The following is a 13,565-nucleotide window of genomic DNA, read 5'->3' on the forward strand; positions in this document are numbered from 1 at the left end:
CGAGGTCTGTAAGTAGACCCTGCGCCTTAGGCGGTCAGATCAAACCGGTCAGCGTTCATCACCTTCGTCCAGGCAGCAACGAAGTCCTTCACGAACTTCTCCTTGCTGTCGTCCTGGGCGTAGACTTCGGCATAGGCGCGCAGCACCGAGTTCGAACCGAAGACGAGATCGGCACGGGTCGCGGTAAAGCGCGCGGCACCGGTCTTGCGATCACGGATTTCGTACGAGTTGCGGCCGGTCGGGACCCAGGAATAGTCCATGTCGGTCAGCGTGACGAAGAAATCCGTGGTGAGCGCACCGACCTTCGATGTGAAGACGCCATGGTTGCTGCCGCCGTGGTTTGCGCCGATGACGCGCAGGCCACCGACGAGAGCCGTCATCTCTGGCGCGGTCAGCCCCATCAACTGGGCGCGGTCGAGGAGCAGTTCCTCGGCGCTGACCACATAGTGCTCCTTCTGCCAGTTGCGGAAACCGTCAGCGACCGGCTCAAGCGGCGCAAAGCTCTCGGCATCAGTCTGCTCTGCAGTGGCGTCGCCACGACCGGCGGCGAACGGCACCTGGATATCGAACCCTGCAGCCTTGGCTGCCTGTTCGACACCGTAGTTACCGGCAAGAACGATCACATCGGCAACCGAAGCGCCGCTTGCGGCAGCGATCGGCTCCAGCACGGCCAGAACACGGGCGAGGCGTTCAGGCTCGTTGCCGGCCCAATCCTTCTGCGGCGCCAGCCGAATGCGGGCGCCGTTGGCCCCACCGCGGTTGTCCGAACCACGGAAGGTACGGGCGCTGTCCCATGCCGTGCTGACGAGGTCGGCGACGGAGAGGCCGGATGCGGCGATCTTCGCCTTGACGGCTGAGACGTCGTAGCTCGTGCTGCCTGTCGGGATCGGGTCCTGCCAGAGCAAGTCTTCCGCCGGAACATCCGGGCCGATGTAGCGCGCCTTCGGGCCCATATCGCGGTGGGTCAGCTTGAACCATGCGCGAGCGAAGGCATCCGAGAATGCGGAGAAATCGTCGCGGAAGCGCAGCGAGATCTCACGGTAGATCGGGTCGACCCGAAGTGCCATGTCGGCGTCCGTCATCATCGGGTTCAGGCGGATGCTCGGGTCTTCCACGTCGACCGGCTTGTCGGCGTCGGCGATCGAGATCGGCTCCCACTGGGTGGCGCCCGCCGGGCTTTTCACCAAATGCCATTCATGCTTGAAGAGCATTTCGAAGAAGCCGTTGTCCCACTTGGTCGGCTCGGTGGTCCATGCCCCCTCGATGCCCGACACCACGGTATTGCGGCCGATGCCGCGACCCTTGGTGTTCAACCATCCGAGACCCTGGGATTCCGGACCTGCCGCTTCAGGATCGGCGCTGAGATCGGCGGGGTTGCCGTTGCCGTGGCTCTTGCCGATGGTGTGACCGCCGGCAGTCAGCGCCACGGTCTCTTCGTCATCCATGCCCATGCGGGCAAAAGTTTCGCGCATCTGCGCGGCGGTGGCGAGCGGGTCGGACTTGCCGTTGACGCCCTCGGGGTTGACGTAGATCAGCCCCATCTGGACGGCTGCCAGCGGGTTCGAAAGCGTGGCCGGCTTGGCGACATCGCCGTAGCGGCCGTCGCTCGGTGCGAGCCACTCCTGCTCGTCACCCCAGTAAACGTCCTTTTCCGGTTGCCAGATATCTTCGCGGCCGAAGCCGAAACCGAAGGTCTTCAAGCCGGCGACGTCATAGGCGATCGTGCCCGCGAGCGCGATCAGGTCGGCCCAGGAAATCCGGTTGCCGTACTTCTTCTTGATCGGCCAGAGAAGGCGGCGGCCCTTGTCGGTATTGACGTTGTCCGGCCACGAATTCAGCGGAGCAAACCTCTGGTTGCCGGTGTTGGCGCCGCCGCGGCCGTCTGCCGCACGATAGGAGCCGGCCGCGTGCCAGGTGACGCGGGCCATCATGCCGACATAGCTGCCCCAGTCGGCCGGCCACCATTCCTGGCTTTCGGTCATCAGTGCGCGCAGATCGCTCTTCAGCGCCTCGACGTCGAGCTTCTTCAGCTCTTCGCGATAATTGAAATCCTTGCCGAGTGGATTGGTCTTGGTGTCGTGCTGGCTCAGAATGTCCAGGTTCAGCGCGTTCGGCCACCACTGCGTGACGGATTTGCCAAGCGCCGTATTGCCGCCGTGCATGACCGGACACTTGCCGGCCGATGGTGTCTTTGTGTCCACGTTCACTCTCCCTAAAATTCGAACTCGGGTTGGCGTCGCGTGCCAAGTGTTCCTTGCGCAAGAAATGCTGCGCGGGGTCAACGAACCAGCTGTCTGGCTCAAGTCCCGAAAAAGGAATTAAGGGACCCGGTCGATAAATTCCAATTGTATATTCTGAACGCACTGATAGGTTTTGGTTATGATTGGCTTATCCATGAAGCACCTGCGTTATTTCGAGGCCCTAGCACGGCTGGGGCACTTTGGCCGCGCCGCCGATGCCTGTGCGATTTCGCAGCCGGCGCTATCCGTGCAAATCCGCGAACTCGAGGCGTTGATCGGCGCTCCTTTGGTAGAACGCGGTGGCCGGCAGATCCGTCTTACCAGTCTCGGCGAGGAGTTTGCGGAGCGCGTACGCGCCATACTGCGTTCGGTCGACGATCTTGCCGATCTGGCGCGCGCCACGCAGACGACGCTTTCGGGCCGGCTTCGCATCGGCGTCATTCCGACGATCGCCCCCTATCTACTGCCCGATGTGATCAAGACGCTCACCCAGCGCTATCCGGGGCTTGATCCACGCCCGCGCGAGGCGGTGACCCAGCGGTTGATCGAGGACCTGCACGAGGCGAGATTGGACGCAGCAATCGTTGCCCTTCCCGTATCAGAGACGACGCTTGAGGAGGTTCCGCTTTTCAACGAGGAGTTCGTTCTCGTCCGGCCTATCGAGGACGCAGGCAAACCCGTGCCGAGTTCGGAGATGCTGCGCAAGATGCGTCTCCTCTTGTTGGAGGAAGGACATTGTTTCCGCGAGCAAGCGCTCTCCTTCTGCAACATCGCCGCCGCGCCGCCGCGCGAACTCATGGAAGGGAGCTCGCTGACCACGCTGGTGCAAATGGTCGGCGCCGGCATCGGAGTGACATTGCTACCGCAGATGGCGGTGCGAACGGAGACACGCTCGGCGGATGTGAGTGTGTTTCGCCTGCTGGAGCCCCGTCCTTTCCGCACGATCGGCATGGTCTGGCGCAAGACCAATCCTCTGGCCTCTCAGTTCGGCGCAATCGCAGAAATTGTTCGTGACGCCGGCAACCGAAAGGCGTGGGAACTTGGTGAGCTCCCCGGCGTGCGCGAACAGCCACCCTTTGGCCTTACTGTCGCCGGTTGAGATGCCATGTGCAGCGCAAAGACATTTCATTGGTCCATTAGTTTATAGATTTAATATTCTTCTTTTTGATCGAGACATCTTGCACCCCTATCTCCTCAGCTTTGGAGAGAGAGATGGACAAGATACCACATCAGATAAACGCAATTGGGGGCGCGACGGCGCATCTGGCCAGCGAAGAAGAAGCGATCTCGGCCGCGCGGACGCTGGCGGATCGCTTCAAAACCGAAGCTTCCCTGCGCGATCAGGAGCGCTTGCTTCCTCACCATGAGTTGGATGCCTTGTCACGCGCAGGTCTTCTGGCGATTACTGTTCCTCACGAATACGGAGGAATAGATGTTTCAAACAGCGTTCTTGCCGAGGTGACCGCCATTCTCGCCGAGGCCGACGCATCGATCGGCCAGATCCCCCAGAACCATTTCTATATTCTCGAAGCGCTTCGAACGGACGGCACGGAAGAACAGAAACGCTTCTTTTTCGCACGCGCACTTTCCGGCGACCGGTTCGGCAACGCGCTGTCGGAGCGTGGCACGAAAACCGTTGGAGACTACAATACCCGAATTGTCCGTGATGGGCTCGGTTATCGCATCAATGGCCGAAAGTTCTATTCGACCGGCGTCATATTTGCCGACTGGATCACGGTCTTCGCATTGAACGAGAACGATCAACTGACCATGTCTTTCGTCCAAAAAGGAAGCGAGGGTGTGGAAATCCTTGATGATTGGGATGGTTTTGGACAACGGACGACCGGCAGCGGTACGACGTTGCTTGATAATGTTTACGTCCCGGCCGATGCTGTCGTGCACCATCATAAAGGTTTCGAGCGTCCAACGACGATCGGTTCGGTGGGGCAGATCATCCATGCGGGGATTGATCTCGGCATTGCGCGCGCAGCCTTCTCAGAAATGGTCGATTTCGTGAAGACCCGATCGCGGCCATGGACCAACAGCGGTGTTGAAAGAGCATCAGATGATCCTTTGACCATCGCCAAGGCCGGGGAACTTGCGATCAGGCTGGAAGCGGCCTCCGCCCTGGTCGAACGTGCCGGCAACAAGGTCGACATTGCACAGATCGATACGACCGAAGAAAACGTCGTTGCTGCGACGCTCGCTGTTGCAGCGGCGAAAGTCCTGACATCGGAAATCGCATTAGACGCCTCCAACGCGCTCTTCGAACTCGCCGGCACGGCCTCCACGAGCACAGGTCTCAACCTCGACCGCCACTGGCGCAATGCACGGACCCACACGCTGCACGATCCGGTGCGCTGGAAATACCATGTTGTCGGCAACTATCATCTCAACGGGGCGCTACCGCCGCGAAGCGGCGCCCTTTGACCGACGCAGGTAGCCCCGCCGCAAGCGACGGGGCTACCGAGGGTCGCTAGGACCACTGTCTAACTATAGAGGCTGACTTCGGGGATCTTGTCGTTGAGAACGAACTCACCGACTTCCTTGGCCTTGTAGAAAACGGGATCATGCAGCGTGTGCGTTCTGACATTTCTCCAGTAACGGTCGAAACGATAGGATTCAGCCGTCGAGCGGGCGCCGGTCAGCTCAAAGACGCGGGATGTGATGTCGAGTGACACATTTGTGGCGTGAACCTTGGCGGCATAGGCTTCAGCGGCCACTTCCCCGCGCTCGCGCGCCGTGACATCAGCACCACGAGACAGCGCCGCCTGAACCGCGCCGGCCGCCTGATCCGCCAATGCAGCGGCCGCCTTCACTGAAGCAGTAAAGTCTCCGACACGCTCAAGGATGTAGGGATCGTCCTGTGCTCTGGCGACGCCCGATGTGACCCAAGGGCGTGTGGTCGTCCTCACATAGTCGACTGCTTGCGCAAGAGCGCCTTCGGCGCTGCCGAGGTAGAAATTCACGAAAACAAGCTGGATCAGCGGTGTGTTGAAGCTCGCAAGCACCGGGGGGGCCGCGCCCGCCTCGGCTGGTGCCCCAATAAAATCCTCCTCGTAAACGGGGAAGTCCCGGAATTCGACGCTGCCGCTGTCGGAAAGTCGCTGGCCGATATTGTCCCAATCGTCGTTGGCGATATAGCCCGGCCGATTGGTAGGAACCGCAAAACTCGCGATCTTTCCGTCCAGCGTGGCATTGGCGTTGATGTAGTCGGATATCCGCGCCGCGGTGGAGAAGGACTTGCGGCCGTTCAACACATAACCGTTGCCGCGTCGCGTCAGCGTGAGGCCCGGATCGCGAGGATTGACGGCAGCACCCCAGTAAAGTCCCTTGGCTACTGTTTCAGTGCCAAGTGCATTGGCACGACCTGCGTCGTCGATCGCCCAGTAGATGTACTGGCTGTTGACGAAGTGATAGCCGAGCAGCTGCCCGATCGAGCTTTCTCCACGGGCGAGAATGCGCACGAGCCTCAAACCGTCGACCCAGTCAAGGCCGCCCCCGCCTATCGCTTGTGCGTGCAGCGCGTTGAGCAGCCCGGCATTCTTGAGCTTGACGATCTCATTGAGCGGCGGGCGGCCGTCACGGTCGAGTTCGGCGCCTCGGCTCGCGAGGTCAGCTGAAATCTCCTCCGCCCGCGCGAAAAGCTCGGTCCTTGTCGCGCCTCGCGCGGCGACATGAATGACATTGGATTGGCTCATTGAAAACTCCCATTGAAAATAGAGCGGTCCGGCAGGCGAGCTGCCGGACTGGCGTGCCTGCGTCAGAAAAGCTTTGCCGGGATCCAGGGAGCGGTCACCACGTCGCTGGTGTTGAACTCGGGCAGCTTCTTCGCCAGATCCTCGATCGTCTTGACGTTGGCCGACCGCAGCGCCGCCTGCGTCAACAGGGTCGGCTTCACGGTGATATTGTGGGGAACGTCTTCACCGGCGATCTGCAGGGCCGCCGCGCGAACGGATACGGCGCCGACAACAGCAGGATTGGTCGCGACGGTCGCCACCCAGGGGCTTCCCTCCTCGGTGATCTCCTGAATATCGGCGGTGGAAACATCGGCCGAATAGATCTTCAGCTTGGATGCGATGCCGAGATCATTGGCCGCCAGCTTCACCCCGCGTGCGAACTCGTCATAGGGAGCGAAGACCACGCTGATGTCGGGATTGGCCGTCAGTGCCGCCTTCGCCTGGTCCGCCGTCGATGTCGCGGTCGTGTCGCTCACATTGCCGAAGCGCGCCTTCTCGACAACGCCCTTGTTGTCAGCCTTGAATTTCTCCCAGACCTCGTTGCGGCGGTCAAGCGGCGCAAAGCCGGCGACATAGACATAGCCGGCGTTGAAGCTCGTGCCATTTTCCTTCACCGCCTGTTGGAGCGCCTGCTTGGCAAGTTCATGATCGCTCTGCTCGACCTGCGGTATCTTGGGGTTGTTCAGATTGACGTCGAAAGCGACAACCTTCACGCCCTTGTCGAGCGCCTGCTGCACGACGTCACCAAGCGATTCCGGCAAGCCGTGGTCAACGACGATCCCTTGAACGCCGAGATTGACGGCCTGCAGGATCTGCTCGCGCTGTTCGGCGGCGTTCTGGCGGCCGGGGAAGACGCGCAGGTCAATGCCGAGCGCCTTCGCCTGCGCTTGTGCGCCAGCCTGATAGGCCTGGAAGAAGTCGCCTGCCGAGATGTAGCTGATCAGGGCAAGCTTGACGCCGCCCTTGTCGAATGGCGCCGGCGCGCCAGCCAACCCTTCGGCGTGAGCACCACTCAAGGCGACGAATGAGATCGCGGCGGCAGAAAGCGCCAGGCGGCTGAAGGTCTTCATGATGCGCTCCTAAAAAGATCCAATTTATCCGCGGCTTTTCTCCCGCATTTTCATTAGCGTATATTTTCTACGTTTTTAGTAGACAAATTGCTCCGATATTTCTGCTGAACGGGAAAAACTTTGTGCGATTTGCGTGTGGGGCGGGAAACACTTTGCCTGTCGCGACACCGGGTTCCGGTGCAACTTGGCGTCAATGAAACCGGGTTTTTGAGGGCCGCTCAAGACGAAGTAGCGCGCGTAAAATACATTCAAATCAAGGCGATGCTCCCTAACTTCGCCTCTCGGCTCCCCTTCACTAGTAGTTCATCCATGTCTCTGCTCTCCGTTGAAAATCTGACCCGCAGCTTTGGCACGACACGCGCGCTGTCCGGCGCTTCCCTATCGATCGCCCGCGGTGAGATCGTGGCTCTCATGGGCGCGAACGGCGCGGGCAAATCGACACTCGTGAAAATCCTCTCCGGCGTGCTTTCCGCCGACGGCGGAGAGGTGACCATTGACGGTCGACCCTTCGCGCCGCGGACGCCGGCGCAAGCAGCAGCGCGCGGTATCGTGACCGTGCACCAATCGACCGATCTGGTCGGCGCACCGGGGCTGACGGTCGCCGATGTCTTGCTCCTCAATCGCTTCGCCGACCGCAGCCAGCCGTTCTTCGTCTCAAGACGAACTGTCCGCGTGCAGGCAAAGGCCATGCTGGATGCCGCAGGCTTTGAACTGCCGCTTGATCGCGATTTCGCCGACCTCGGCGCCGCCGATAGGCAATTGGTGGCGATTGCGCGTGCCCTTTCAAACAAGGCGGACATGCTGATCCTCGATGAACCAACGGCCAGCCTGTCGATCGGGGAGAGCCAGCGGCTGTTCGAAATCCTGCTACGCTTGCGCGCCCAGGGTCTCGCCGTTCTCTATATCTCGCACCGGACCGCCGACCTGCAGGCGATCGCAGATCGGGCGCTGGTCATGCGCGGTGGCCGTGTGGTCAGCGCCTTCGAAAGACCGATCGACTTCAGCGCCGCGATCGAGACAATGATCGGACGAAAACTGGAGGCGGCGCGGCCGGACGTAGGTGCGCAAAATGGCCGCGTCATTTTCGAGATGGCGAATATCAAGCTTCTCGCCACCAGCACATCATTCGACCTATCCATCCGCGAGGGCGAAGTCGTCGCCGTCACCGGCGTGCTCGGCGCCGGCAAAAGCCGGCTCCTGTCAGCCATCTTCGGGACGGGAACGCTTGCCTCGGGGACGATGGCACTCGATGGGCAGCCGTACCAACCGAACGGCCCCGCAACTGCCATTGCGGCCGGTATCGTCATGGCCGCCGAGGATCGACATCACTCTTCCCTGATGCCGCCGTCATGGCCGGGAAACAGCGTGGCAGCGACGATCAGCCTGCCGCACCTGCGCAAATGGTACCCGCAGGGCTTCCTGTGGGGCAACCGCGAAACACGCGAGGCGGAGCAGGCGATCAAGCGACTGCGCATCAAGACCTCCGGCCCCGACGCATCGATATGGACCCTTTCCGGAGGCAACCAGCAGAAGACCGTTCTCGCTCGCTGGGAAGCTGAGCCGAGCCGGCTGCTGTTGCTCGACGAGCCATTCCAGGGCGTCGATGTCGGCGCCCGGCAGGACGTCATCGAAGCCATCAGGGGACGGAGCGATCGCGCCACGCTGATCGCGACCTCCGATCCGGAAGAGGCCTTCGAGGTCGCCGACCGCATCCTCGTCATCGATCATCACAGTGTCCGCCCCGCGCAAGTGCACGAAGACAAACCTGCTGCCGAAGGAATTCCAGCATGAGCTCCATCCAGGATGAAACCATTGGCGAGACACCTTCGCCGCAGGGCACAGGTCCGTTTCTGAGCCGCGTGGCTGCGGTGATCCGCTCCGGCGCGGTCTTCCTGCTCCTCATCGCGCTGGTGATCGGCTTCACCGCCGCACAGCCCGCCTTCATCAACATCAACAATCTGATGAGCATCCTGCAGGCCGTGTCGGTGGTTGCCATTCTCGGTGCAGGGGTCACGGTCACGCTCGCCGTCGGCGGCTTCGATCTCTCGATCGGTGCGGTCGCCGCCTCCAGCGTCATGGCCGCCAGCTATGCGATGATCGTGCTCGGGCTCGACGCTTTCGCGACCGTCCCGCTGGTGCTCGCCTTCGGCGCGCTCATCGGCCTCCTCAATGCCTTCGTCATCGTGCGGCTGAAGGTGCCGGACCTGCTGGCGACGCTGTCGATGATGTTCCTGCTCTCGGGCCTGCAGCTGATCCCGACGGCCGGTCGCTCGATCTCGGCCGGCCTCATCCTGCCTGATGGCTCGACGGCATCCGGCCTCTACGATCCGCGCTTCCTGCTGATCGGCCGCTACAGCATCGCCGGCACCGTTCCAGTGGCCGTCGTGCTGATGATCCTGGTCGCCCTAGTTCTCTACGTCCTGACGGAGCGCACGCGCATCGGCCGGCTGCTGTTTGCCACCGGCGGAAACGAGGTCGCCACCCGTCTCGCCGGCGCGTCGACCACGCGCCTGAAGACGCTGGCCTATGTGATCTCCGGAACGCTGGCCTCGCTCGGCGGCATCATCGTTGCTGCCCGCGTCGGGCGCGGCGACGTGTCATCGGGCGGATCGCTTCTGATGGACGCCGTCGCGGCCTCGCTGATCGGCTTTACCGTCATGGGCCTTCGCCGCCCGAACGTTCTCGGCACGATCGTAGGCGCCGTCTTCGTCGGTGTGCTGCTCAACGGCCTGACGATGCTCAATGCGCCTTACTACACCCAGGATTTCGTCAAGGGTGCCGTGCTGGCGGGCGCGCTCGCGCTCACTTATGGCCTCGGCCGAACCAATCCGTGAACGAAAACTATCACACGCCATAGCCCAAGGAGAGGCTGACTTATGAAGACCACACTGAAATCCTTTGCCGCCGCGCTCATCGCGGGCGTGCTGCTTGCAAGCTCCAGCCTCGCGACCGGCATCGAAGGCGCGCCGGCGCCGTTCGACAAGCGCCAGGTCAATATCGCCGTTGTCAGCTATCTCGGCGGCGGCGATTGGCTGCAGGCCTTCGAGGCGGGCGTCAAGCGGCAGGCCGACGCGCTCGGGATCAAGACGACGATCTCCCAGGCCCGCAACGACAACGACACGGAACGCACGCTGATCGAACAGGCGATCAACCTTGGCGTCGATGGCATCATCATCAACAATGGCCGTCCCGAGGTGCTGAAGGACGTCGCGCAGAAGGCTCTCGATGCCGGCATCAAGGTCGTGGCTTACGACGTCGACCTCGACAACCCGGCGATCCCGCAGATCGAGCAAAGCGACAAGGACATGGCGAGCCTCGTGCTCGAGCAGGCGGTCAAGGACAAGGGCGACGGCTTCGTCGGCGGCGCCGTCTACGTCGCCGGCTTCGCGCCGCTCGATCGCCGCTATGCCGTTTGGAAGGATTTCGTCGCCAAGCATAATCTGACGGAAAAAGCCGTGTGGGGCGTGGTCAACGATACGGTTCCGGCCTCCGTGGCCGACCAGACGAAGGCGGTACTTCGCGCCAACCCCGACATCTCGGTGATCTTCACGCCCTGGGACGAGTTCGCCAAGGGCGCAAAGCTGGCGATCGACGAGCTCGGCGTCGCCGACAAGGTGAAGATCTACGGCGTCGACACCTCGACGGCCGATATCCAGCTGATGATCGAACCCGACAGCGCCTGGGTTGCCACCGCCGCCACCAACGCCGCCGTCGTCGGCGAAGTCTCGGTCCGTGCCGTATCGCTGGATATCGCCGGCCAGTTTCCGGGCCGCTCCGTGCTCCTGAAGCCAACGCTGGTGACCCGCGACGATCTCATCAGCAACAAGATCACCAGGATCGAAGACCTGCAGCAGAAGTTCCCCGCCTTCCTGAAGAGCGATGCCGCGACCGCTGCGTGGATCCAGCCGCTAAACTAAGCATACGAAACAATCGAGCGCCGCCCATCGAGACGGCGCTTTTTTATTTTCAATTCACATTTTACAGGTGACCACATGGCTGACAGCCTCGACCTCCCACGCCCTGATTTCGCCCGCAACATGAAGCTGATCGGGCATTCCGACATTGGTGGACGTGGCGACGGATTGCAGCTGATGGTGCATCGGGGACATGCCTATGTCGCCCATCCCTGGTCGCAGGGCTTCTCGATCGTCGATGTACGCGATCCCAAGCGGCCCGGCGCGGTTACCTATATCCCAGCTCCCGCAAACACCTGGAACATTCATCTGCAGACGCATGACGATCTGCTGCTCGTTATCAACGCACTCGATCTCTTCGCCGATGTCGAGACGTTTTCCAGCGAGAAGGACTATTACACCAAATCAATCGGCGAGACCGTTGCCGGCCGCAAGAAAAACCGCTCCTGGACAGCCGGCATGACTGTCTACGATATCTCGACGCCGGACAAGCCGCGCAGGATCGGTCAACTGGATGTCGAGGGCGTCGGCTTCCATCGTCTGTGGTATGTCGGCGGCCGCTACGCCTATGCATCGGCGCTCCTCGACGGCTTCACAGACTACATTTTCGTGACCATCGATCTTGCCGATCCGACACGCCCCGAAATCGTCGGGCGCTGGTGGCTCCCGGGCATGAACCGCGCGGCCGGCGAAACCTCCACGGCACCCGAGGGCAAACGCTATGCGCTGCATCACGCGCTGGTTTCCGGCAACACGGCTTATGCCTGCTGGCGCGATGGCGGGTTGACGCTGCTTGACATATCCGACCACGCCGCGCCGAAGTTAATCGCGCACCGCAACTGGTCTCCGCCCTATGGCGGCGGCACCCACTCGCCTTTACCGTTGCCGGGGCGCAACCTGCTCGTCGTCGCAGACGAGGCTGTGGCCGATGGTGAAGAGGACGGCCGCAAACACACTTGGATCTTCGATGTCCGCGAGCCTTCCAACCCGGTCAGCATCTCTACCTTCCCCATCCCTGATGAAGTCGACTACACCAAAAAGGGCGGCCATTTCGGGCCGCACAATCTTCATGAGAACCGCCCTGGTTCGTTCGTGTCCGAGACGCTGATCTTCGCGACCTGGCAGAATGCCGGCATCCGCGCCTTCGATATCTCCGATCCTTATCGCCCCGTCGAGACCGGCGCGCTCGTGCCCGCCGCGCCGAAAACCATGACCGACAAGCGCCCAGGGCGTCCGCAAGTCATCCAGTCCGCCGACGTCTTCGTCGATGCTTCAGGCCTTGTCTATGCGACCGACTACAATGCTGGCCTTGAGATCATCGAGTACGGCGGCTGAGCTTCCGAGCGCCTCGAAACCGCCGGCGGCCGATCCGGATTCGGCCGCCAATTTCCACGCTGTATCTCGCTTTGGTCAACCTGAACGCTGCCGTCGAAAACGCCTATCCGTACCCCTTCTTGCCTCTGGTTCATTTCCTCCTGACCTCGGCTTTTGGAAAAGCGTTTCTCTCAATTCCATTTAATCTACATATTCTATGGATATTGATTATTGAGGGACAACAAAATGACTGAACACACCAATGCCGGCCTCGGCCGTCGCGAAATCCTGAAGTTCGCCGCCGTGGCAGGCGCAACCTTCGCCGGCACCAGCCTTCTCGCAAGCGCCGGCACCGCAGCCGCGGCAGACGACGAAGGCCTTTCCCTGAAGGGCAAGCGCATCGCCATCAGCGCCACGGGTACCGACCATTATTTCGACCTGCAGGCCTATAACGCGCAGATCGAGGAAGTGAAGCGCCTTGGCGGCGAGCCGATTGCGGTGGATGCCGGCCGCAACGACGGAAAGCTGGTCGCTCAGTTGCAGACGCTGGTGGCGCAGAAGCCCGATGCGATCGTCCAGATTCTCGGCACGCTCAGCGTCATCGATCCCTGGTTGAAGAAGGCGCGCGACGCCGGCATTCCGGTTCTCACCGTCGATGTCGGCTCGACCAATTCGATCAACAACACAACGTCGGACAACTGGAGCATCGGCAAGGATCTGGCACTGCAGCTGGTCTCCGATATCGGCGCCGAGGGCAACATTGTGGTCTTCAACGGTTTTTACGGCGTCACGCCCTGCGCGATCCGCTACGACCAGCTGGTCAATGTCGTGAAGTACTTCCCGAAAGTGAAGATCATCCAGCCGGAGCTGCGCGACGTGATCCCGAACACAGTTCAGGACGCCTTCACCCAGATCACCGCGATCCTCAACAAGTACCCGGAAAAGGGTTCGATCAAGGCCATCTGGTCGGCCTGGGATATTCCCCAGCTTGGCGCCACCCAGGCGCTGTCCGCTGCCGGGCGCACCGAAATCCGTACCTACGGCGTGGATGGAAGCCCCGAGGTCCTGCAGCTCGTCGCAGACCCGAACTCACCGGCCGGCGCCAACGCTGCGCAACAGCCCGCCGAGATCGGCCGTACGGCAATCCGCAATGTCGCCAAGCTGCTGGCCGGCCAGACGCTGCCACGCGAGACCTATGTTCCGGCGTTGCTCGCCAACAAGGCGAACGTCAAAGACGTCACGAAGAAGCTTGGCATCGGCTGAATTGCGGACGGGTGATGCGGCACC

10 protein-coding genes are annotated in these 13,565 nt (G+C 61.6%); 7 read left to right on the forward strand and 3 right to left on the reverse strand.

All coding sequences use genetic code 11. The features are described from left to right. Positions 1-26 precede the first annotated feature (26 nt). The gene (katG, locus tag AC1DOG_RS20010; protein WP_113199747.1) at positions 27-2,201 is read right to left on the reverse strand and encodes a catalase/peroxidase HPI; all 2,175 of its coding nucleotides are present in this window, start codon (positions 2,199-2,201) and stop codon (positions 27-29) included. 178 nt (positions 2,202-2,379) lie between these two features. On the opposite strand from katG, the gene AC1DOG_RS20015 reads away from it, so the two are divergent. Together AC1DOG_RS20015 and AC1DOG_RS20020 are read left to right on the forward strand one after the other, a co-directional pair. Further along, positions 2,380-3,339 (forward strand): hydrogen peroxide-inducible genes activator, encoded by a 960-nt coding sequence (locus tag AC1DOG_RS20015; protein WP_477930506.1) that lies wholly within the window; start codon positions 2,380-2,382, stop codon positions 3,337-3,339. A gap of 113 nt (positions 3,340-3,452) precedes the next feature. Continuing rightward, entirely contained in the window at positions 3,453-4,670 is a 1,218-nt protein-coding gene (locus AC1DOG_RS20020) for an SfnB family sulfur acquisition oxidoreductase (protein WP_296433470.1), read from the forward strand. 59 nt (positions 4,671-4,729) lie between these two features. Here AC1DOG_RS20020 and AC1DOG_RS20025 read toward each other — a convergent pair whose 3' ends face one another. Together AC1DOG_RS20025 and AC1DOG_RS20030 are read right to left on the reverse strand one after the other, a co-directional pair. After that, complete coding sequence (locus tag AC1DOG_RS20025) at positions 4,730-5,941, reverse strand: acyl-CoA dehydrogenase family protein (RefSeq protein ID WP_477930508.1); 1,212 nt, start codon at positions 5,939-5,941, stop codon at positions 4,730-4,732. A gap of 62 nt (positions 5,942-6,003) precedes the next feature. Continuing rightward, positions 6,004-7,050 carry a substrate-binding domain-containing protein gene (locus AC1DOG_RS20030; RefSeq protein ID WP_113008582.1) on the reverse strand — a complete coding sequence of 349 codons (1,047 nt, stop codon included), beginning with the start codon at positions 7,048-7,050 and terminating at the stop codon, positions 6,004-6,006. 309 nt (positions 7,051-7,359) lie between these two features. Between AC1DOG_RS20030 and AC1DOG_RS20035 the strand changes: the two genes are divergently transcribed. The 5 genes from AC1DOG_RS20035 (at position 7,360) to AC1DOG_RS20055 (ending at position 13,541) form a co-directional block, all read left to right on the forward strand. Beyond that, entirely contained in the window at positions 7,360-8,841 is a 1,482-nt protein-coding gene (locus AC1DOG_RS20035; RefSeq protein ID WP_477930511.1) for a sugar ABC transporter ATP-binding protein, read from the forward strand. Further along, entirely contained in the window at positions 8,838-9,884 is a 1,047-nt protein-coding gene (locus tag AC1DOG_RS20040) for an ABC transporter permease (protein WP_112941160.1), read from the forward strand. Before AC1DOG_RS20035 ends, AC1DOG_RS20040 begins: the two co-directional genes overlap by 4 nt. A gap of 42 nt (positions 9,885-9,926) precedes the next feature. After that, positions 9,927-10,967: a substrate-binding domain-containing protein gene (locus AC1DOG_RS20045; protein ID WP_477930513.1), complete on the forward strand. Its 1,041-nt coding sequence runs from the start codon at positions 9,927-9,929 to the stop codon at positions 10,965-10,967. A gap of 75 nt (positions 10,968-11,042) precedes the next feature. Next, positions 11,043-12,299: an LVIVD repeat-containing protein gene (locus AC1DOG_RS20050; protein WP_477930515.1), complete on the forward strand. Its 1,257-nt coding sequence runs from the start codon at positions 11,043-11,045 to the stop codon at positions 12,297-12,299. A 225-nt stretch (positions 12,300-12,524) separates the two neighbouring features. Further along, positions 12,525-13,541, forward strand: a complete 1,017-nt coding sequence (locus tag AC1DOG_RS20055; protein ID WP_112941158.1) for a sugar ABC transporter substrate-binding protein — start codon at positions 12,525-12,527, stop codon at positions 13,539-13,541. Positions 13,542-13,565: the final 24 nt, after the last annotated feature.

It is taken from the genome of Rhizobium sp. 01N48 (assembly GCF_056399145.1).

Coding starts and splice junctions, on each gene's coding strand:
- AC1DOG_RS20015 (WP_477930506.1), top strand. CDS start 2,380: ATGATTGGCTTATCCATGAAGCACCTGCGTTATTTCGAGGCCCTAGCA.
- AC1DOG_RS20040 (WP_112941160.1), top strand. CDS start 8,838: ATGAGCTCCATCCAGGATGAAACCATTGGCGAGACACCTTCGCCGCAG.
- AC1DOG_RS20045 (WP_477930513.1), top strand. CDS start 9,927: ATGAAGACCACACTGAAATCCTTTGCCGCCGCGCTCATCGCGGGCGTG.
- AC1DOG_RS20020 (WP_296433470.1), top strand. CDS start 3,453: ATGGACAAGATACCACATCAGATAAACGCAATTGGGGGCGCGACGGCG.
- AC1DOG_RS20035 (WP_477930511.1), top strand. CDS start 7,360: ATGTCTCTGCTCTCCGTTGAAAATCTGACCCGCAGCTTTGGCACGACA.
- AC1DOG_RS20050 (WP_477930515.1), top strand. CDS start 11,043: ATGGCTGACAGCCTCGACCTCCCACGCCCTGATTTCGCCCGCAACATG.
- AC1DOG_RS20025 (WP_477930508.1), bottom strand. CDS start 5,941: ATGAGCCAATCCAATGTCATTCATGTCGCCGCGCGAGGCGCGACAAGG.
- AC1DOG_RS20055 (WP_112941158.1), top strand. CDS start 12,525: ATGACTGAACACACCAATGCCGGCCTCGGCCGTCGCGAAATCCTGAAG.
- AC1DOG_RS20030 (WP_113008582.1), bottom strand. CDS start 7,050: ATGAAGACCTTCAGCCGCCTGGCGCTTTCTGCCGCCGCGATCTCATTC.